Origin of the sequence: Bradyrhizobium sp. RDM12 (assembly GCF_051917485.1) — a bacterium.
In the GTDB taxonomy this organism is placed as follows: domain Bacteria; phylum Pseudomonadota; class Alphaproteobacteria; order Rhizobiales; family Xanthobacteraceae; genus Bradyrhizobium.
Map to the genome: position 1 here is coordinate 536,225 of NZ_CM133064.1, position 18,894 is coordinate 555,118.

Annotated in this window: 18 protein-coding genes and 1 other RNA gene; 10 read left to right on the top strand and 9 right to left on the bottom strand. The window is 65.7% G+C overall.

Annotated features, from left to right (window positions below; translation table 11 throughout):
• Nucleotides 1–110 precede the first annotated feature (110 nt).
• Nucleotides 111–1,475, top strand: a complete 1,365-nt coding sequence (locus ACTGJ9_RS02610) for an AmpG family muropeptide MFS transporter (RefSeq protein ID WP_456675796.1) — start codon at nucleotides 111–113, stop codon at nucleotides 1,473–1,475.
• 12 nt (nucleotides 1,476–1,487) lie between these two features.
• Here the strand turns inward: ACTGJ9_RS02610 and ACTGJ9_RS02615 are convergent, their stop codons facing one another.
• The 5 genes from ACTGJ9_RS02615 to ffs form a co-directional block, all read right to left on the bottom strand.
• Entirely contained in the window at nucleotides 1,488–1,922 is a 435-nt protein-coding gene (locus ACTGJ9_RS02615; RefSeq protein ID WP_456675797.1) for a hypothetical protein, read from the bottom strand.
• A gap of 27 nt (nucleotides 1,923–1,949) precedes the next feature.
• A complete protein-coding gene (gene recR / locus ACTGJ9_RS02620) occupies nucleotides 1,950–2,552 on the bottom strand; it encodes a recombination mediator RecR (protein WP_456675798.1) in 603 nt (200 codons plus the stop codon).
• Between the two features lies 1 nt (nucleotide 2,553).
• Entirely contained in the window at nucleotides 2,554–2,874 is a 321-nt protein-coding gene (locus ACTGJ9_RS02625) for a YbaB/EbfC family nucleoid-associated protein (RefSeq protein ID WP_456675799.1), read from the bottom strand.
• 27 nt (nucleotides 2,875–2,901) lie between these two features.
• Nucleotides 2,902–4,743, bottom strand: coding sequence for a DNA polymerase III subunit gamma/tau (locus tag ACTGJ9_RS02630; RefSeq protein ID WP_456675800.1), 1,842 nt, complete (start codon nucleotides 4,741–4,743; stop codon nucleotides 2,902–2,904).
• A gap of 94 nt (nucleotides 4,744–4,837) precedes the next feature.
• Nucleotides 4,838–4,934, bottom strand: an RNA gene (ffs, locus tag ACTGJ9_RS02635) — signal recognition particle sRNA small type.
• A gap of 182 nt (nucleotides 4,935–5,116) precedes the next feature.
• On the opposite strand from ffs, the gene ACTGJ9_RS02640 reads away from it, so the two are divergent.
• From ACTGJ9_RS02640 to ACTGJ9_RS02680, 9 genes are all read left to right on the top strand, one after another.
• Nucleotides 5,117–5,971: a transporter substrate-binding domain-containing protein gene (locus ACTGJ9_RS02640; protein ID WP_456675801.1), complete on the top strand. Its 855-nt coding sequence runs from the start codon at nucleotides 5,117–5,119 to the stop codon at nucleotides 5,969–5,971.
• Between the two features lie 81 nt (nucleotides 5,972–6,052).
• On the top strand, nucleotides 6,053–6,715 hold the full coding sequence (locus tag ACTGJ9_RS02645; protein ID WP_456675802.1) for an amino acid ABC transporter permease: 663 nt from the start codon (nucleotides 6,053–6,055) through the stop codon (nucleotides 6,713–6,715).
• Entirely contained in the window at nucleotides 6,712–7,506 is a 795-nt protein-coding gene (locus ACTGJ9_RS02650; protein ID WP_456675803.1) for an amino acid ABC transporter ATP-binding protein, read from the top strand. The genes ACTGJ9_RS02645 and ACTGJ9_RS02650 overlap by 4 nt, the downstream gene beginning before the upstream one ends.
• Complete coding sequence (locus ACTGJ9_RS02655; RefSeq protein ID WP_456678428.1) at nucleotides 7,506–8,261, top strand: SDR family NAD(P)-dependent oxidoreductase; 756 nt, start codon at nucleotides 7,506–7,508, stop codon at nucleotides 8,259–8,261. The genes ACTGJ9_RS02650 and ACTGJ9_RS02655 overlap by 1 nt, the downstream gene beginning before the upstream one ends.
• Nucleotides 8,258–9,385 carry a muconate cycloisomerase family protein gene (locus ACTGJ9_RS02660; RefSeq protein ID WP_456675804.1) on the top strand — a complete coding sequence of 376 codons (1,128 nt, stop codon included), beginning with the start codon at nucleotides 8,258–8,260 and terminating at the stop codon, nucleotides 9,383–9,385. The genes ACTGJ9_RS02655 and ACTGJ9_RS02660 overlap by 4 nt, the downstream gene beginning before the upstream one ends.
• Nucleotides 9,386–9,537: 152 nt before the next feature.
• Complete coding sequence (locus ACTGJ9_RS02665; RefSeq protein WP_456675805.1) at nucleotides 9,538–9,957, top strand: HIT domain-containing protein; 420 nt, start codon at nucleotides 9,538–9,540, stop codon at nucleotides 9,955–9,957.
• Between the two features lie 11 nt (nucleotides 9,958–9,968).
• Nucleotides 9,969–10,907, top strand: a complete 939-nt coding sequence (nudC, locus tag ACTGJ9_RS02670; protein WP_456675806.1) for an NAD(+) diphosphatase — start codon at nucleotides 9,969–9,971, stop codon at nucleotides 10,905–10,907.
• A 6-nt stretch (nucleotides 10,908–10,913) separates the two neighbouring features.
• On the top strand, nucleotides 10,914–11,837 hold the full coding sequence (locus tag ACTGJ9_RS02675) for a sugar kinase (protein WP_456675807.1): 924 nt from the start codon (nucleotides 10,914–10,916) through the stop codon (nucleotides 11,835–11,837).
• 97 nt (nucleotides 11,838–11,934) lie between these two features.
• Nucleotides 11,935–12,444 (top strand): Lrp/AsnC family transcriptional regulator, encoded by a 510-nt coding sequence (locus ACTGJ9_RS02680; protein ID WP_456675808.1) that lies wholly within the window; start codon nucleotides 11,935–11,937, stop codon nucleotides 12,442–12,444.
• 155 nt (nucleotides 12,445–12,599) lie between these two features.
• Here the strand turns inward: ACTGJ9_RS02680 and ACTGJ9_RS02685 are convergent, their stop codons facing one another.
• The 4 genes from ACTGJ9_RS02685 to ACTGJ9_RS02700 form a co-directional block, all read right to left on the bottom strand.
• Nucleotides 12,600–14,099: a phosphomannomutase/phosphoglucomutase gene (locus ACTGJ9_RS02685; RefSeq protein ID WP_456675809.1), complete on the bottom strand. Its 1,500-nt coding sequence runs from the start codon at nucleotides 14,097–14,099 to the stop codon at nucleotides 12,600–12,602.
• Between the two features lie 179 nt (nucleotides 14,100–14,278).
• Nucleotides 14,279–14,791 carry a TIGR02281 family clan AA aspartic protease gene (locus ACTGJ9_RS02690; RefSeq protein WP_456675810.1) on the bottom strand — a complete coding sequence of 171 codons (513 nt, stop codon included), beginning with the start codon at nucleotides 14,789–14,791 and terminating at the stop codon, nucleotides 14,279–14,281.
• A 127-nt stretch (nucleotides 14,792–14,918) separates the two neighbouring features.
• The gene (gene hrpB / locus ACTGJ9_RS02695) at nucleotides 14,919–17,393 is read right to left on the bottom strand and encodes an ATP-dependent helicase HrpB (RefSeq protein WP_456675811.1); all 2,475 of its coding nucleotides are present in this window, start codon (nucleotides 17,391–17,393) and stop codon (nucleotides 14,919–14,921) included.
• A gap of 156 nt (nucleotides 17,394–17,549) precedes the next feature.
• Nucleotides 17,550–18,866 carry a UDP-glucose dehydrogenase family protein gene (locus tag ACTGJ9_RS02700; protein WP_456675812.1) on the bottom strand — a complete coding sequence of 439 codons (1,317 nt, stop codon included), beginning with the start codon at nucleotides 18,864–18,866 and terminating at the stop codon, nucleotides 17,550–17,552.
• Between the last annotated feature and the right edge of the window lie 28 nt (nucleotides 18,867–18,894).

Here is an 18,894-nt window from a genome sequence, read left to right on the forward strand (position 1 = left end):
TCCGCGGCGGTTGTGATTGAATCGAGGCGCCGGCGGGTACTGGATCGTCCGCCTTCGCGGACGATGACACCGAGAAGGCAACGACACCCAGAATCTGCTAACACCTCCGCATGACCGCACCCGACGCGACCTCCCCTGCCGCAAGCTCCGCCCCCGCCACCTCCTGGCGCGACAGTCTGGCTGTCTACCTGCAGCCGCGGGTGCTGATCGTGCTGTTCCTCGGCTTCTCCTCGGGGCTGCCGCTGGCGCTGTCGGGTTCGACGCTGCTGGTGTGGATGCGCGAGGCCGGGGTCGATCTCAAGACCATCGGGCTGTTTGCGCTGGTCGGCACGCCCTACACGCTGAAATTCCTGTGGGCGCCGCTGGTGGATGCGCTGCATGTGCCGCTGTTCACGCGCGCGTTCGGGCGGCGGCGCGGCTGGCTGCTGTTCTCGCAATTGCTGCTGATCGTGGCGATCCTGCTGCTGGCGATGACCGATCCGGCGAGTTCCCCGTTCTACGTCGCGCTCGGCGCGCTGCTGGTGGCGACGACGTCGTCGACGCAGGACATCGTGGTCGACGCCTTCCGCGTCGAGAGCCTGCCCGAGAGCGAGCAGGCCGCGGGCATGGCGGCCTATGTCGCGGCCTATCGTATCGGCATGCTGGTCTCGACCGCGGGTGCGCTGTTTATCGTCTCCGGGTTCGAGAGCACCGGCATCACGCGCACGTCGGCCTGGATGTGGGGCTATGTGGTGATGGCGGCGATGGTGCTGATCGGCACGATCACGGCGCTCGCCGCGACCGAGCCACCGCAATCGGTGCGGGCGGAAGCTGTGACGCACGACGAGACCGCGTTCACGCGCGTGCTGCACGCGGCGATCGGCGCCTTCTCCGAGTTCCTGTCGCGCAAGGACGCGCTCGCCGCGCTCGCCTTCGTCGTGCTGTTCAAGTTCACGGATGCGTTCTCGGGAACGATGACGGCGCCGTTCGTGATCGACCTCGGCTTCACCCGTAATGACTATGCGGCCATCGTGAAGGGCGTCGGCCTCGCCGCCACCCTGATCGGCGGCTTTGCCGGCGGTTTTATTGCAAGGCGTTATTCGCTCGCGACCTCGCTCTGGATCGGCGGCGTGGTGCAGGCGCTGGCGAACCTGACCTTCTCCTGGCTCGCGCTGGTCGGCACCAATCAATGGGCGCTGGCACTCGCGATCTGCGCCGAGAATTTCACCAGCGCCGTCGGCACCGTGATCTTCGTCGCCTACCTCTCGGCGCTGTGCCAGAACCCGCTGCACACGGCGACGCAATATGCCCTGCTCACCGCGCTTGCGGCGGTGGGGCGAACCTATCTCTCGTCGGGGGCCGGCTTCGTGGCCGAAACCACCGGCTGGCCGCTGTTCTTCGTGATCTGCGTGCTGGTGGCGATCCCGAGCCTGGTGCTGATGACCTGGCTGCAGAAGCGCGGGCATTTTGAAGCGCTGGGGCCGGTGCGGGTGTAGCGCCGGCCGCTCCTACTTCCGCACCAGGCTCCACTTCGTCACCACGGCCTCGCTCATCTGGCCGGGATCGCTGGCGCAGGCGATCTCGTCGACCTTGACCGAGATCTCCTTGCCGACGAACGATTTCAACTGCGTGGCCTGCGTATCGCTGGAGGTGACGAGCTGGAAGGTTTCAGGTCCGGTCTCGAGATTGCACAACCCGTTCGGCGCCGGCAGGCGGCGCGGCTCGGAGGTGATCTGGTACATCGCAATCCGCTTGCCGGCGTTCTTGACGTCGCGGATCTTCATCGCGTTCAGCTCGCCCGAGAGCACCTCGCCGGCGCTGATCGGCTTGCCGGGCTTCGAGGGCGGCTGCGCCTCGTCGTCCTGCTGCGCGGCGATGGCCGGTGTCACCAGCAGCAGCATCGTCGCAGCCAAAGCCGATCGTGTGGCGAAAAGTTTCGTCATGTCGTCCGTTCCGTCAAGTCTGGATGGCTAGAACAGGGTCCGCTGCCGCATCGCGGCGGATAGCGTGCCCTCATCGAGATAATCAAGCTCGCCACCAACGGGCACACCATGGGCCAGCCGGGTTACTTTTACGTTGGCGTCCTGAAGCAGGTCGGTGATGTAATGCGCGGTGGTCTGTCCGTCGACGGTCGCATTCAACGCAAGAATGATCTCGTGCACCTCGGCCGCATGCGCGCGCGCGACCAGCGCGTCGATGGTGAGGTCCTGCGGGCCTACGCCATCGAGCGGCGACAGGGTCGCGCCCAGCACGTGGTAGCGGCCGTGCGTCGCATTGGCCCGCTCCAGCGCCCAGAGATCGGCGACGTCGGCGACGACGACGATGATGGCGGGATCGCGCTTCGGATCGATGCAGACGGTGCAGGGATTTTGCGTATCGATGTTGCCGCAGGTCTTGCAGACCTGAACCTTGTCGAGCGCGACCTGCAAGGCGGAGGACAGCGGCATCATCAGCGCTTCGCGCTTCTTGATCAGATGCAGCGCCGCGCGCCGCGCGGAGCGCGGGCCCAGGCCCGGCAGCCGCGCGAGAAGCTGGACCAGCCGCTCGATTTCGGGACCTGCAACCGCGCCCATATTACTGGCCGAGCAGCCCCGGCGGCAGGCCGAGGCCGCCGGTCAGCGACTGCATCTTCTCCTGCATCGCGGTCTCCGCCTTGCGGCGGGCATCACCGAGCGCGGTGACAAGCAGATCTTCCAGCACTTCGCGCTCTTCGGGCTTCATCAGCGAAGGGTCGATCTTGACGCCCTTGACTTCCATCTTCGCGGTCATGCGCACGGCGACGAGACCGCCGCCGGAGATGCCCTCGACCTCCACATTGGCGAGTTGCTCCTGCATCTCCTGCATCTTGGATTGCAGCTGCGCCGCCTGCTTCATCATGCCGAGAAAATCAGCCATGGGTGTTCGTCCTTGGAAAGATCGGCTCTAGAGATCGTCGTCGGCGTCGGAACCGTCGGGCGGATCGTCAGAGCCATAGTCGGCGTTAATATTGGCCTCCGGGGTCTCGGGGGCAAGCCTGCGGACCTCGACGACCTTTGCACCGGGGAAGCGCGACAGCACCTCCTGCACGCGCGGATCGGCCTCGGCGGTGCGCGCATGTTCCTGCTTGGCGGCCTGGCTCACCGAGCGCAGCGTCGCCTGGCCCTGCTCATTGGAAACGATGATGGTCCAGCGGCGGCCGGTCCACAGCTCGAATTTTCGCGCGAGCTCGGAGATCATGGTTTTCGACGCGTTCGGCTCGAGCGCGACCTCCAGCCGGCCCTCCTCGAAACGAACGAGGCGCACGTCGCCTTCGAGCGCGCTCTTGGTAATGAGGTCGCGCTTCTGCCCGGCGAGCGCCACGAGCTGGGTGAAGCTGGTGATGCGCAGCTGGGGTGCCGCCGCTTGCGGGTCCGGCGCGGGCGCCGCCATCTGCGGCCGGGCACCGCCGCCGAACGAAGTCGGCGCCGAGGTCGGCATGCGAACCGGCGCAGCAGAGGTCACGGATGCCGCGGAAGCCATCGGTGCTGCCGGAGCGCCGCTGCGCGCGGCACCGCCGCCGCCCACAACCGGCGAACCGCCGCCGTTCTGCTCCAGCATCCTGATCGCTTCGTCTGGCGTCGGGAGATCAGCGACGTAGGCGATGCGCACCAGCACCATCTCGGCGGCCGCAGCCGGGCGCGTCGCGCCCTGCACCTCGGTGATGCCCTTGAGCAGCATCTGCCACATCCGCGACAGCACGCGCATCGAGATCTTCGAGGCGAAATCCTTCGCGCGCACGCGCTCGGTCTCGCCATAGGCGACGTTGTCGGCGGTGGCCGGCACGATCTTCACGCGGGTGACGAAATTGACGAACTCGGCGAGGTCCGAGAGCACCACGATCGGATCGGCGCCGACGTTGTACTGGTCGCGGAACTCGTTGAAGGCGCTCGCGATGTCACCGCGCGCCAGCGAATCGAAGAGGTCGATGACGCGGGTGCGGTCGGCAAGGCCCAGCATCTGCCTGACCGCATCGGCCTTCACCTGGCCTGCGGCATGCGCAATGGCCTGGTCGAGCAGCGACAGCGAATCGCGCACCGAGCCTTCGGCCGCGCGCGCGATGATGCCGAGCGCCTCGGGCTCGATCCCGACGTTTTCCTTCGCGGCGATGTTGGCGAGGTGCTTCATCAGCACGTCGGCGTCGACGCGGCGCAGGTCAAAACGCTGGCAGCGCGACAGCACCGTGACCGGAACCTTGCGGATCTCGGTCGTGGCGAATACGAATTTTGCGTGCTCCGGCGGCTCCTCGAGCGTCTTCAGAAAGGCGTTGAACGCCGCCGTCGACAGCATGTGGACTTCGTCGATGATGTAGACCTTGTAGCGGGCGCTGGCCGGCGCGTAGCGCACGCTGTCATTGATCTGGCGGACGTCGTCGACGCCGGTATGCGATGCCGCGTCCATCTCCAGCACGTCCATGTGCCGGCTTTCCATGATCGCCTGGCAATGCACGCCCAACGCCGGCATGTGGATGGTCGGGCCCTTCACCGAGCCGTCCGGCATCTCGTAGTTGAGCGCACGGGCCAGAATACGCGCGGTGGTGGTCTTGCCGACGCCGCGGACGCCGGTGAGAATCCAGGCCTGCGGAATGCGCCCGGTCTCGAACGCATTCGAGACAGTGCGGACCACGGCTTCCTGGCCGATCAGATCGTCGAACGAGGAGGGGCGGTATTTGCGCGCGAGAACGCGGTAAGGCGCGTTGGCGGCCTGGCCGGCGCTATCAGGATCAGGAGGGGCGCCAGCGTCGGTCATCGGTCAATCCGCAATGGAATGTCTCTCGGCTGGCTTTTGCGGACAGGAGCGCGCAGGCGGGAAGCCCGCCGGCGCAATTCGCTCGAAAAAACAGGTAGGAGACTGACGAGCGACCCGATCCGGACCTCGTTAGGGCTGCTTCCTTCCGGACCTGACCCGGTTGGCGAGTGGCTCGTCCACCGCCAATCTCCCGGTCCCTATTTGGGGCCAAAAGGTCGGGAAAGCAAGCGGGGATCATCCTGGCGGCTTGATCTTGCCCAGCATCCGGGCAATTCCGGGTCAGCCCAGCCGACAGGCTGTGCTTTCGCAGCCTCCGCCGCCTTGGTAAGAACGCTGCCGGAACCCCACCTGATCAGAAAAGCGATTGATCCCAATGGTTACACGTCGTGATGTTGCATCGATTGTCGGACTTGGCGCCATCGGCGCGGTAACCGCGGGCGCGCTGGCCTCTCCGGCCGTGGCCCAGGCGGCCGATCCCAACGAATCGACCTTTGCCCGCATCCGCCGCACCAAGAAGATGCGGATCGGCGCGGTCGGCGGCGGCGCGCCCTATTACATGAAGGACCTCGCCAGCGGCCAATGGAAGGGTTTTTACGTCGACATCGCCAAGGCGCTCGCCGACGACATGGAAGCCGAGCTCGAGATCACCGAAACCACCTGGGGCAATTCGGTGCTCGATCTCCAGTCCAACAAGATCGACATCTTCTTCGGCCTCAACCCCACCCCGAAGCGCGCACTGGTGGTCGATTTCTCGGTTCCGGTCTTCAACAACGCCTTCGGCATCCTCTGCAAGAAGGACTTCAAGCCGAAGAGCTGGGCCGAGCTGAACTCGCCTGACATCAAGATCGCGGTCGACCAGGGCTCGTCGCACGACCAGGTCGTCAGCCGCCTGACGCCGAAGGCGCAGATCTCGCGGCTGAAGAGCGCCGACGACGCCACCGCCGCGCTCCAGACCGGGCGCGTCGACGCGCAGTGCCTGATCACCATGCTGTCGCTAACCGTGCTGAAGAAGAACCCCTCGCTCGGCCAGTTCGTGCTGCCGACGCCGGTCTTCGCCACGACGTCGAATGCCGGCTTCCGCCGCGAGAACGACAAGACCTTCCGCGACTACGTCAACACATGGATCGACTTCAACAAGGGCCTCGGCTTCATCCGCAACGCGATCATCACCAACATGGAGCTGGTGGGCGTGACGGAGGCGGACATCCCGCCGGGCGTTTCGCTGTAAGTGATGAAGTCAAGGCTGACTCGCTCCGCTCTGCACCCTCTCCCGCTTGCCAAGCGTGAGAGGTGAAGCAAGAAAGCACGCATGTATCAGTGGGACTTCGGCATTCTCTGGAGCTATCGCTGGCTCTTTCTCAACGGGCTTGGCGTTACCGTCGGCTTCACCGTGGTCATTGTCGTGCTCGGCCTGGTGTTCGGCCTGTTCGGAGCGTTCGGCAGCCTGTCGCGCTTAAAGCCCGTGCGCCTGACCGCGCTCACCTTCATCGAGGCGTTCCGCTGCACGCCGATCCTGGTGCAGCTGATCTGGTTTTATTACGCGCTGCCGATCCTCGCCGGCGTCGAGATGACGCCGATCACGGCCTCTGCGCTGGCGCTCTCGCTCTATGGCGGCTCGTTCTATTCGGAGATCATCCGCGGCGGCATCATCTCGATCGACCGCGGCCAGTCGGAAGCGGGCGCCGCGCTCGGCATGACGCCGGGGCAGTCCATGCGGCGGATCGTGCTGCCGCAGGCGATCAAGCGCATGATCCCGGCGCTGATGAACCAGTCGATCATCCAGTTCAAGAACACTTCGCTGGTCTCGGTGCTCGCGGTGCCCGATCTCGTCTATCAGAGCCAGGTCGCCGCACATGACAGCTACCGGCCGCTGGAAACCTACACCGCCGTCGCGGTCGCCTATGCGGCGATCCTGATTCCCCTGACCATCCTCGCCAGGCGTGGCGAGAAGCGACTGGCGGTCAGCGAATGAGCGAGACGTCAAAGATCGAGATCCGGGCCTTGCGCAAGAGCTTCGGCAGCAACGAGGTCCTCAAGAACATCAATCTCGACGTCGCCAAGGGCGGCGTCGTGGCGCTGATCGGCCCGTCCGGCTCCGGCAAGTCGACGCTGCTCCGCTGCATCAACCTGCTGGTCGTGCCCGACGGCGGCAGCGTCCGCGTCGGCGACACGCGCTTTGCATTCGGCGATGGTTCAAAACTGCCCGACGTGAAGACGCTCGCCAAATTTCGCGCCACCACCGGCATGGTGTTCCAGCATTTCAACCTGTTCCCGCACATGACGACGCTGCAGAACGTGATGGAGGGACCGGTCACGGTGCGGCGCATGGCCAAGGCCGACGCCGAAAAGCTCGCACGCGCGCAACTCGCCAAGGTGGGCCTTGCGGAGAAGGCGGATCAGTATCCCGCGACGCTCTCCGGCGGCCAGAAGCAGCGCGTCGCGATCGCCCGCGCGCTCGCGATGGAGCCGGATGTCATGCTGTTCGACGAGGCAACGTCGGCGCTCGATCCCGAGCTCGTCGGCGAGGTGCTCGCCGTCATCCAGCAGCTAGCCTCCGAAGGCATGACCATGGTGATCGTGACCCATGAGATCGCTTTTGCCCGCGAGGTCGCCGACCGCCTCATCTTCATGCGCGACGGCATCGTCGTCGAGGAAGGCCCGGCGCGGCAGGTGATCGACAATCCGCAGGAAGCCGCGACGCGCGCTTTCCTCAGCCATTTCCACCGCACCGGCGCTTTGCCGCCGGCCAACGCGACACCATGATGCCCGATATCGACCGCGTCTATCTCGTCACCGGTGCCGCCAGCGGCATCGGCCGCGCCACCGCAAAGCTGCTCGCAGCGCCGGGCGTCGCACTGCTCCTCCACACGCGCTCGAACACTGAAGGCCTCGACGCCACGGCCGCGGAAGCCGAAACGAAAGGTGCTGTGGTCGCAAAATGCCTCGGCGATCTCGCCGGGGAAGCAGCCGTCACCGATGCACTCGCCACCACACAAAGCGCCTTCGGCCGGCTCGACGGACTGGTCCTGGTCGGCGGCCACGCCCGCCGCGGCAGCGCCATCGGCACGCCGGCGGATCAGTTTCGTCAGGCGATGGATGAGTCCGCATTGGCCTTCACGCGGATGGTCGAGGCCGCGCTGCCACTGCTGCGAGCCGGCAACGAGTCACGGATCGTCGCGGTATCCTCATTCGTCGCACACGCGATCCGGCCTGAATTCGCGCGCTTCGCGGCCACCGCCGCGAGCCGTGCCGCACTTGAAGCGCTTGTGCGTCTCACCGCGGTCGAGCTCGCCAAGGACGGCATCACTGTGAATGCGGTTTCACCCGGTCTCATCGTCAAGGACAAGCCGAGCGAAAGCCGGCTGTCGCCCGAGCAGATCGCCGCGACCGAGGCGCTGATTCCGATGCGCCGTCGCGGGCGGCCCGAGGAAGTCGCCGAGATCATCGCCTTCCTGGCGTCGCCAAAAGCATCCTACGTCACAGGCCAGGTCTGGCACGTCAATGGAGGCCTGACGTGATCGAAGCGACCGTCGAACGTCTCCGCCTGTTCCTGATCGAAAGCCCGATCAAGATGGCTCGCCTGCAGGGCGTCGGCAACGTCAAGGGCACCGTGAAGCGCGTGCTGATCGAGCTGACGTCGAGCGACGGCGTGATCGGCTGGGGCGAGGCGGCGCCGTGGGAGGTGTTCACGGGAACGCCGGAAGCGGCCTTCGCCGCGCTCGACATCTATCTGCGGCCGATCGTGCTCGGCAAACCGGTCCGCCGCATCCCCGCCCTGATGGCCGAGCTGGACCGCGCGCTGGTCGGCCACGCGGAAGCAAAGGTCGCGATCGAGATGGCGCTGCTCGACATCGTCGGCAAATCGTCGGGCCTGTCGGTCGCCGATCTCCTCGGCGGCCGCGTGCGCGATACCATCCCGCTGTCGTTCTCGATTGCCGATCCGGATTTCGCCGCTGATCTCGAACGCATGCGAAAGATGGTGCCGGACGGCAACGTCATCTACAAGGTCAAGACCGGCGTCAAACCGCATCGCGAAGACCTCGATCATCTCTCGGCGATCCGCAAAGAGTTCGGCGACAAGGTCGATCTGCGGGTCGACTACAACCAGGCGCTGGCGCCGTTCGGCGCCATCAAGATCCTGCGCGATGTCGAGGCATTCGCGCCGACCTTCATCGAGCAGCCGGTGCCGCGCAGATATCTCGACGTGATGGCGCAGCTCACGGCGGCGCTGGAAACGCCCGTGCTCGCCGACGAAAGCTGTTTTGACCGCCGCGACATGATGGAGGTGGTGCGACGCGAGGCGGCCGACGCCGTCTCGATCAAGCTGATGAAGGCCGGTGGCCTGTTCGAGGCGCAGGCGATCATGGCGATCGCCGACATCGCCGGCCTGCCCGGCTATGGCGGCACGCTGTGGGAGGGCGGCATTGGCCTTGCCGCCGGCACGCAGCTGATCGCGGCAACACCGGGAATCTCGCTCGGCTGCGAGTTCTACATGCCGCATCATGTTCTGACCGAGGACGTGCTCGAGGAGCGCGTCGCCAATCAGGGCGGTCACGTCCTCGTGCCCGACGGCCCCGGCCTCGGCATTCGCGTCAGCGAAGCCTCGATTCGCGCGAACGCGCGGGTGCTGGCGGAGGCGTAAGGTCGCGCTGCAATTTCGCTGTCGTCCCGGCGAAGGCCGGGACGACAACTGAGCATGCGGGACCTGCGGAGCGCCATCCTTCCCCTATGGGAATCGGTATCGTATGGTCCGACCAAACGCGCCCGCTCCCGTCGGGCATTCTGGAAACGCATATGTCCGAACCCGCCTGGTCGCTGCATTCCCGCCTGAAAGAGGACACCATCGACATCGGCGATTTGCCGCTGTCGAAAGTGCTCGTCATCAAGGACGCGCATTATCCCTGGCTGCTGCTGGTGCCGCGGCGTGCCGATGCGATCGAGATCATCGACCTCGACGAGGTCCAGCAGGCGCAGCTGATGACCGAGATCTCCCGCGTCTCGCGCGCGCTGAAGGAGATCACCAAATGCGACAAGCTCAATGTCGCGGCGCTCGGCAACCTCGTGCCGCAGCTTCACGTGCACATCATTGCGCGCCGCACCGGTGACGCCGCCTGGCCGCGGCCGGTCTGGGGCGTGATGCCGCCGCTGCCGCATGACGCCACTGAAGTACAGAATTTCATCAGCGCGCTTCGCCGAAAAATCTGGTTGGGTTGAAAGAACAAGAAATGTCAGCATTCGACTCGTTTCCGCTGGGGCAGCCGGCCTTCGTCACCAACGTCCTCGATCGCGCCGCGCATCTGCGCCGTGATGACGAAAAACTGTTCGCGATGGAGCAGACGCCGTCCTCGCGCGCCTATGTCGTCTACCGCGACTCGCTGCTGGTGAAGCGTGACGGCGACAAGACGCGCGCGCTGCTCTCGATCGACGAGGCGCTGAAATGCGGTGCCAATCCCGGCACGATCTTCTTGGGGCTGCGCGACGGCGCGGCGATCTTCGGCATGGGCCTCGCACAGGCCGCCGCCGAGAAGCTGATCGGCCGCGAGGACTACATCGTGACCGAGCTGCGCGGCATGGCGATGCAGGGCGCAATCCCGCCCGAGGAGCTGTCGGCGATCGCGATGGCGAAGTCGATGGTGAGCTGGCACCAGCGCCACGGCTATTGCGCCAATTGCGGCACGCGCAGTGCGATGAAGGAAGGCGGCTGGAAGCGCGAGTGCCCGGCCTGCAAAGCCGAGCACTTTCCGCGCACCGATCCCGTCGTGATCATGCTGGTGGCATCAGGCGAAAAATGCCTGCTCGGCCGGCAGAAGCAGTTTCCGCCGGGCATGTATTCCTGTCTCGCCGGTTTCGTCGAGGCCGCCGAGACCATCGAGGACGCGGTGCGACGCGAGATTCTCGAGGAATCCGGCATCCGCTGCACCGACGTGCAATATTACATGACGCAGCCCTGGCCCTATCCGTCGTCGCTGATGATCGGTTGCAGCGCGCGGGCCTTGAACGAGGACATCGTCGTCGATCATTCCGAGCTGGAAGACGCGCGCTGGTTCATGCGCGAGGAGGCAGCGCTGATGCTGATGCGGACGCATCCCGACGGGCTCGCCGGCCCGCACCCCTTCGCCATCGCGCATCATCTGCTCGGCCGCTGGGTGCACAACAAGAGCTGACCGCCGATGGCGCTATCTGTGATCGCGCCGCGCATCCTCTGCATCGGCATTCCCGTACGCGACCTCACCTTTCGGGTCGAGGCCGTGCCGGAGCGCGGCAGCAAGGCCAACGCCAGCCATCTTGCCGAGATCTGCGGCGGCAATGCGCTCAATGCCGGCATCGCGATGGCGCGGCTCGGCGGCCGCATCGCGTTTGCCGGGCCGATGGGCGATGTGCAGGAGACGTCGAGCAGCTTCATCCTCGAGCGGATGGCCGCCGAGGGCATCGACATCAGGCATGTCGTGCGCATGACGGGCGCCGCCACGCCCGTCTCTGCGATCATCATCGACGCGACCGGCGAACGAACGCTGACGATCTATCGCGATCCCGCATTGTGGACCGTGAAGCTGCCGGATGCAGACGAGCTCCTCGCCGGTTGTCAGGCTGTCCTCGTCGAAAGCCGCTGCGGCGCCTTCTGCATCGATCTCTGCGCCGAGGCGCGCCGGCGCGGCGTTCCCGTCATCGTCGGCGTGGACCGCGCGATGGCGCTGACCGATGGCCTGCTCAGGGCCGCCTCGCATCTGCTGTTTTCCAGCGAGCAGGCCCGGGAAACGGCCGGCGTCGCTGACGACGGCGAGGCGTTGAAGCGGCTGGCCGGGCTGACGCCTGCCGTCCTCGCCGCAACCCGCGGCCCGCGCGGGACGATCTGGCTGAACGAGGCGGGCACGCTGGAGGAGACGGCAGCCTTCCCGGTTGACGCCGTCGATACGCTCGGGGCCGGCGACGTCTTCCACGGTGCCTTCACGCTTCGGCTTGCCGAGGGTGGCGGCGTGCGGGAGGCGCTCCGATTCGCCGCGGCAGCCGCAGCGCTGAAATGCACACGCCATGGCGGCGGCCTCGCCGCGCCACAACGCGTTGAAGTTGAAGAACTTTTACAAGGCAGGCGGTAGAGCCATTCTACGGCGGCGTCGAGATTATAGGCTTGCGGTAGAAGATTTTTCTCTATATGAGGGAAACCAACCCTTTTGTTGGAACAAAGTTCTTCAAATGACCGAGCTCGCTGTCCAACTGCCCGAGACCAGCCGCCGCCTCGATGCCATTGACCGCAAGATCCTGATGGTGCTCCAGGACGATGCCTCCCTATCCGTCGCCGAAATCGGCGACCGCGTCGGACTGTCCTCGACTCCGTGCTGGAAGCGCATCCAACGCCTGGAGGCCGACGGTGTGATCCTGAAGCGGGTGGCGCTGGTCGATCAGAACAAGATCGGACTCGGCATCTCCGTGTTCGTCTCGGTGGAGAGTTCGGATCATTCCGACGCCTGGCTCAAGAAATTCGCCGAAGCCGTCAGCGCCATGCCCGAGGTGATGGAATTCTACCGGATGGCCGGGGACGTGGATTACATGCTGCGCGTCGTGGTCGCCGACATGCAGGCCTATGACATCTTCTACAAGAAGCTGATCAGCGCCGTGCCGCTGAAGAACGTCACCTCGCGCTTCGCGATGGAGAAGATCAAGTCGGTCACGGCACTGCCGATCCCGGCCGTGGTCGCGGCTTAAAGCTCTCGCCACACGGAAGTCGTCATTGCCCGGCTTGACCGGGCGACCCAGTACGCCGCAGCTTCTCCGTATACGGCAACCGTCTCTGGAATACTGGATCACCCGCTTTCGCGGATGATGACAGTGGTGGATACGGCGAGCGCGCGCCCCGCCGCTCAAATTTTCTGATTGTACTCGCCGACTTCGGGATGCGTGCGCAGCACGCTGTTCACCATCTCGAACATGTCGTGCATGCGCTGCTCGGAGACCGGGCTCTCGACCACGACCACGAGCTCTGGCTTGTTCGAAGAGGCGCGCACCAGGCCCCAGCTGCCGTCCTCGACCGTCACGCGCACGCCGTTGACGGTGACGAGGTCGCGGATCGACTGGCCGCCGATCTTGGCGCCCTTCGCCTGCAGTCCCTCGAAGTGCTTCACGACTTGATCGATGACGCCGTATTTGACCTCGTCGGCGCAATGCGGCGACATGGTCGGCGACGACCACGTCTTCGGCAGCGCGTTCTTCAGATCGGCCATCGACTTGCCGGGCGCGCGGTCGAGCATGTCGCAGATCGCGAGCGCCGACACCAGGCCGTCGTCATAGCCGCGTCCATACGGCTTGTTGAAGAAGAAATGGCCGGACTTCTCGAAGCCCGCGAGCGCGCCGGTCTCGTTGGTGCGGCGCTTCATGTAGGAATGGCCGGTCTTCCAGTAGGCAGTCTTGGCGCCCTGCTTCTGCAACACCGGATCGGTGATGAACAATCCGGTCGACTTCACGTCGACGATGAAATGCGCATCCTTGTGGATCGCCGACATGTCGCGCGCCAGCATCACGCCGACCTTGTCGGCAAAGATCTCCTCGCCGGTGTTGTCGACCACGCCGCAGCGGTCGCCGTCGCCGTCGAAGCCGAGGCCGACATCGGCCTTGTGATGCAGCACCGCATCGCGGATCGCGTGCAGCATCTCCATGTCTTCCGGATTCGGATTGTATTTCGGGAAGGTATGATCGAGCTCGGTGTCGAGCGGGATTACCTCGCAACCGATCGCGTCCAGCACCTGCGGCGCGAACGCGCCGGCGGTGCCATTGCCACAGGCCGCGACGACCTTGAGCTTGCGCTTGAGTTTCGGACGGCCGGTGAGATCGGCGATGTAGCGCGCCGGATAGTTCTCGTGGAACTGGTAGGAGCCGCCGGCCTTGTTCTTGAAATCGGCGTTGAGCACGATCTCCTTCAGCCGCGTCATCTCGTCGGGGCCGAAGGTCAGCGGGCGGTTGGCGCCCATCTTCACGCCGGTCCAGCCATTGTCGTTGTGCGAGGCCGTGACCATCGCGACGCAGGGCACGTCGAGATCGAACTGCGCGAAATAGGCCATCGGCGTCACCGCAAGGCCGATGTCGTGCACCCTGCACCCCGCAGCCATCAGGCCGGAGATCAGCGCATATTTGATCGAGGCCGAATAGCCGCGGAAATCATGCCCGGTCACGATCTCCTGCTTGACGCCGAGTTCCGCGATCAGCGCGCCCAGCCCCATGCCGAGCGCCTGCACGCCCATCAGGTTGATTTCCTTCTGAAACAACCAGCGCGCGTCGTATTCGCGAAAGCCGGTGGGCTTGACCATCGGCTCGGATTCGAAGGCGTAGGTGTTGGGCAACAGCACGGATTTCGGCTTGGGAAACATTAAGACGGTCTCATGAAAAAGATAGGAATTGGTGCAGCCTTAGCGAATGCCGGGCCACGGCGGAAGGCGGGAATGAAGGCTTATGGCCGATAATTGCGGCAGTTTGGTAACGGAAAACGTTACGCGCCCAAGCTCGCTCAGGGCAATATTGAAGTCATCCCGCAGCCGTCCGCCCGGACTTACTGCTCCAGCACCATCTGGCCGTTGGCGTACTCAAAGCGCTTCAGGCGGGACAGGTAGGAGAGGCCGAGCAGGTTCTCGGACAGCGCCTCATCCGGCAGCACCATGGCGTCGACGTCGCGCACAATCAGGCCACCGACGTCCAGCATGGCAATGCGGGTGCGCGCAGCCTTGATGGTGCCGTTGGCGGTGGAGACCGTGGCGTTGTAGTCGCTGCGCGAGGGACGCAGGCCGAAGCGGGCCGCCGACGTTTCGTTCAGCGCCACCACGGAGGCGCCGGTGTCGACCATGAAGCCGATGCGCTGGCCGTCGATGCGGCCTTCGGTCTGGAAGTGGCCACGGCCGTCGCGGGGAATGTTCAGGCTGCGCCCGCCGGCCGGCGCCGTGGTCGCAACCGCAACCGCCGTATGCGGCGCTGACGTGGCGGACGCGGAGCTCATCTTGTCCGCCATCTGCGCCATGAACGTGCCAAGACCGATCATGACGGCCGCGATGATCATAATGTTACGCATCACACCACTTCCGGGCCGAAAGCTCGATTTCACCACGCGCCGCGCCCGTCCGCGAGCGCCGCCACCACGGGCCAGTGTCATTTTGACGAAAAGGATGAGCGTACGGTTAATGAGGGGACGTGATTTCTCACGTCCCGCGCGGCTTGACCCGCCGGGTCGGCAGTGCGCTCGCCGGATCTTCCGGCCAGGGATGGCGGGGATAGCGGCCGCGCAAATCGGAGCGCACCGCGGCGTAACTGCCGCGCCAAAAACCGGGGAGATCGCGCGTCACCTGCACCGGGCGCTGCGCCGGCGACAGCAATTCCAGCACCAGCGGCACCTTGCCGGCCGCAACAGACGGATGGGTGTTAAGGCCAAACAATTCCTGGAGCCGCACCGCAATGGTCGGCCCCTGCTCGGCCTCGTAGTCGATCGCGAGCACGCTTCCGGTCGGTGCCTCGAAATGCGTCGGCGCCTCGCGGTCGAGCCGCGCGCGCATCTCCCACGGCAACAGCGCCATCAGCGCGTCGGAAAGATCGCCGGCCGAGATATCCTTCAGCGCGGTCTTGTCGTAGAGCGCCGGCACCAGCCAGTCGTCACGCCGCGCGATCAATCCGTCGTCGGAGAGATCGGGCCAGCTTTCGCCTTCCGCCTTGCGCAGGAACATCACGCGGTCGCGCCATTGCCTGGCGGCCTTCGACCAGGGCAGCCGGTCGAGACCGGCGGCGATCAGCCCGTCGGCGAAGATGCGCGCCGTGTCTTCCGACGGCGAAACGGCAAGCGTGGCTTCGGACAACGTGATCGCATGCAGCACGCGCTTGCGCCGCGCGCGCAGCGCCATCGCGCTGCGGTCGAAGGATATCTCGTCGACGGTGTCGATATGCTCGGCGAAATGCCGCTCGATGTCGTTCTCGGCGATTTGTGCGGCGAGCAGGATGCGGCCGCTCGCGGCCGTTCCCGTCATCTCGCCAATCGCGATATAGCGCGCGCGGGCGAGCGACGAGGTCTGATCTACCGCGGCGCCACGGCCGTTGGCGAGCACGAAACTGCCATTGCCGCGGTTGCGTGCGACGCGGTCCGGGAAGGCATAGGCGAGCATCAGGCCGGTCGAGAGATCCTGCTGCGGCCCCGCCTTCTCGGACGCTGCGACCTGCGAGGCCCAGCGCCGCGCCAGGTCGCGTGCACTTGCCGCCCGCGGCGAACGGTCGCGGCGGAACTGGTCGCGCCGGTGCTCGAGATCGGCGCTGTCGCCGCCGAGTCCGCGCTCGGTGAGAATGGCCGCGATCTCGGCGGCTTCCTCGCCCGCGCCGGCGCGATGCGAATCCACGATCATGCGGGCCAGCCGCGGCGGCAACGCCAGCGCGCGCAGGCTCTTGCCCTCCGCCGTGATGCGGCCGTCGCGATCAAGCGCATTGAGCTCGGAGAGCAGACTCCTGGCTTCCTTCCAGGCCGGCGCAGGCGGTGGATCGAGGAACGACAGTGCCGCAGGATCGGCGACGCCCCATTGCGCGAGATCGAGCACCAGCGAGGAGAGATCGGCGCTGAGGATTTCCGGCTGGGTATAGGGCGCAAGCGAGGCCGTCTGAGGTTCGTCCCAAAGCCGATAGCACACGCCGGGCTCGGTGCGGCCGGCGCGGCCGCGGCGCTGGTCCACTGCGGCGCGCGCGGCTCGCACGGTCTCCAGCCGGGTCAGGCCGATATCCGGCTCGTAGCGCGGCACGCGGGCGAGACCGGAATCGACGACGATGCGCACGCCCTCGATCGTGAGCGAAGTCTCGGCAATCGAGGTCGCGAGCACGACCTTGCGCGTGCCCTTCGGCGCCGGCGCGATGGCGCGGTCCTGCACGGCGGCATCGAGCGCGCCGAACAGCGGCACGATTTCGATGCTGGCATCCTGCACGCGCTCACCGAGAAAATTCTGGGTGCGGCGGATTTCGGCGGCGCCCGGCAGGAAGGCGAGCACCGAGCCGCTGTCGGCACGCAGGGCCGACGCGATTGCGTCGGCCATCTGCCGCTCGATCGGCGCATCCGCCTTGCGGCCGAGATAGCGGGTCTCCACCGCAAAGGCGCGACCCTCGCTCTCGACGACGGGCGCCTCGCCAAGCAGCTTTGCGACGCGCGCGCCGTCGAGCGTGGCCGACATCACCAGGATGCGCAGATCCTCGCGCAGGCCGAGCTGCGCATCGCGCGCCAGCGCAAGGCCCATATCGGCGTCGAGCGAGCGTTCGTGGAATTCGTCGAACAGGATGGCAGCGACGCCCGTGAGCTCGGGATCGTCGAGGATCTGGCGGGTGAAAATGCCTTCGGTCACGACCTCGACACGTGTGGCTCGCGAGATCTTCGAGCCGAAGCGGACACGATAGCCGACCGTTTCGCCGGCGCGCTCGCCAAGCGACTTGGCCATGCGATCGGCGCTGGCGCGGGCCGCAATGCGCCGCGGCTCCAGCACGATGATCTTCTTGCCCTTGGCCCAGGGCGCATCGAGCAGCGCCAGCGGCACCCGCGTGGTCTTGCCGGCGCCCGGAGGGGCCACCAGCACGGCGGCGTTGTGCACCTCCAGCGTGCGCGAGAGGTCGTCGAGCACGGCGTCGATCGGGAGGGGCGTGTCGAAGCTGCGGGGCAAGAATTGATCCGGTCATCACGCTCGGGCAAGAGCGCGAAGCGCGTCTTCGCACAAAGCCCCGGGAATCCACGTTGTTTCATCTGGCAGTGAACAAGACGCGGACGGCCGGGACAAGCCCGGCCATGACGGTTTTAGGCCGACAACAAGCTGTGACCATCAGCCCTGCGCCGAGCGGCGGCCGACGCTCTCATAGGTGAAGCCGGCCGCAGCCATGTCTTCGGGGCGGTAGATGTTGCGGAGGTCGATCATGACGGGCTGGGCCATGGTCGCCTTCAACCGGTCGAGATCGAGCCCGCGGAACTGCGTCCATTCGGTGACGATGACGATCGCATCGGCGCCTTGCGCGCAGGAATAGGCGTCTTCGCAATAGGTGATGCTGGGCAGCTCGCCCTTGGCCTGCTCCATGCCGACGGGATCGAACGCCTTCACCGTCGCCCCCATGTCGAGGAGCCCGGTCACGAGCGGAATCGACGGCGCGTCGCGCATGTCGTCGGTGTCGGGCTTGAAGGTGAGACCGAGCACGGCGATGGTCTTGCCGCGCAGCGAGCCGCCGAGCGCCTGGCTTACTTTCCGCGCCATCGCGCGCTTGCGGTTCTCGTTGACCGCCAGCACGGATTCGACGATGCGCAGGGAGACATCGTAGTCCTGCGCGATCTTGATCAGCGCCTTGGTGTCCTTCGGGAAGCAGGAGCCGCCGAAGCCGGGACCGGCGTGCAAAAACTTGGTGCCGATGCGATTGTCGAGGCCAATGCCGCGCGCGACCTCCTGCACGTTGGCGCCGACCTTTTCGGAGAGATCGGCGATTTCATTGATGAAGGTGATCTTGGTCGCGAGGAACGCGTTCGCGGCGTATTTGATCATCTCGGCGGTGCGGCGTTCGGTGAACATCAGCGGCGCCTGGTTCAGCGACAGCGGACGGTAGATGTCGCCCATCACCTTGCGGCCGCGCTCGTCGGAGGTGCCGACCACGACGCGATCGGGGAATTTGAAGTCGCGGATCGCCGCGCCCTCGCGCAGGAATTCGGGATTGGAGGCGACGACGACGTCCGCCTTCGGATTGGCCTCGCGGATGATGCGCTCGACCTCGTCGCCGGTGCCGACCGGAACGGTCGACTTCGTCACCACCACAGTGAAGCCGGACAGCGAGTGTGCGATCTCTTTCGCGGCGGCGTAGACGTAAGAGAGATCGGCATGACCGTCGCCGCGACGCGAGGGCGTGCCGACCGCGATGAACACGGCGTCGGCATCCGCGACCGGCTTCGACAGGTCGGTGGTGAAGTCGAGCCGCTTGGCCTTGACGTTGGTTGCGACCAGCTCGTCGAGACCCGGCTCGTAGATCGGGATCTCGCCACGATGAAGCGCCGCGATCTTTCTCTCGTCCTTGTCGACGCAGGTGACGTCGTGACCGAAATCCGCAAAGCAGGCTCCGGACACCAGTCCCACATAACCCGTGCCGATCATCGCGATGCGCATGAGAATCCCTGTCTTGGCTTGGTTAACG

What these genes read in the sequence shown, in the direction of transcription:
- ACTGJ9_RS02680 (WP_456675808.1), top strand. Translation starts at nt 11,935, where the DNA reads ATGACCGAGCTCGCTGTCCAACTGCCCGAGACCAGCCGCCGCCTCGAT.
- ACTGJ9_RS02665 (WP_456675805.1), top strand. Translation starts at nt 9,538, where the DNA reads ATGTCCGAACCCGCCTGGTCGCTGCATTCCCGCCTGAAAGAGGACACC.
- ACTGJ9_RS02650 (WP_456675803.1), top strand. Translation starts at nt 6,712, where the DNA reads ATGAGCGAGACGTCAAAGATCGAGATCCGGGCCTTGCGCAAGAGCTTC.
- ACTGJ9_RS02655 (WP_456678428.1), top strand. Translation starts at nt 7,506, where the DNA reads ATGCCCGATATCGACCGCGTCTATCTCGTCACCGGTGCCGCCAGCGGC.
- ACTGJ9_RS02675 (WP_456675807.1), top strand. Translation starts at nt 10,914, where the DNA reads ATGGCGCTATCTGTGATCGCGCCGCGCATCCTCTGCATCGGCATTCCC.
- ACTGJ9_RS02615 (WP_456675797.1), bottom strand. Translation starts at nt 1,922, where the DNA reads ATGACGAAACTTTTCGCCACACGATCGGCTTTGGCTGCGACGATGCTG.
- ACTGJ9_RS02690 (WP_456675810.1), bottom strand. Translation starts at nt 14,791, where the DNA reads ATGCGTAACATTATGATCATCGCGGCCGTCATGATCGGTCTTGGCACG.
- ACTGJ9_RS02700 (WP_456675812.1), bottom strand. Translation starts at nt 18,866, where the DNA reads ATGCGCATCGCGATGATCGGCACGGGTTATGTGGGACTGGTGTCCGGA.
- ACTGJ9_RS02630 (WP_456675800.1), bottom strand. Translation starts at nt 4,743, where the DNA reads ATGACCGACGCTGGCGCCCCTCCTGATCCTGATAGCGCCGGCCAGGCC.
- ACTGJ9_RS02610 (WP_456675796.1), top strand. Translation starts at nt 111, where the DNA reads ATGACCGCACCCGACGCGACCTCCCCTGCCGCAAGCTCCGCCCCCGCC.
- nudC (WP_456675806.1), top strand. Translation starts at nt 9,969, where the DNA reads ATGTCAGCATTCGACTCGTTTCCGCTGGGGCAGCCGGCCTTCGTCACC.
- ACTGJ9_RS02625 (WP_456675799.1), bottom strand. Translation starts at nt 2,874, where the DNA reads ATGGCTGATTTTCTCGGCATGATGAAGCAGGCGGCGCAGCTGCAATCC.
- recR (WP_456675798.1), bottom strand. Translation starts at nt 2,552, where the DNA reads ATGGGCGCGGTTGCAGGTCCCGAAATCGAGCGGCTGGTCCAGCTTCTC.
- ACTGJ9_RS02645 (WP_456675802.1), top strand. Translation starts at nt 6,053, where the DNA reads ATGTATCAGTGGGACTTCGGCATTCTCTGGAGCTATCGCTGGCTCTTT.
- ACTGJ9_RS02685 (WP_456675809.1), bottom strand. Translation starts at nt 14,099, where the DNA reads ATGTTTCCCAAGCCGAAATCCGTGCTGTTGCCCAACACCTACGCCTTC.
- ACTGJ9_RS02640 (WP_456675801.1), top strand. Translation starts at nt 5,117, where the DNA reads ATGGTTACACGTCGTGATGTTGCATCGATTGTCGGACTTGGCGCCATC.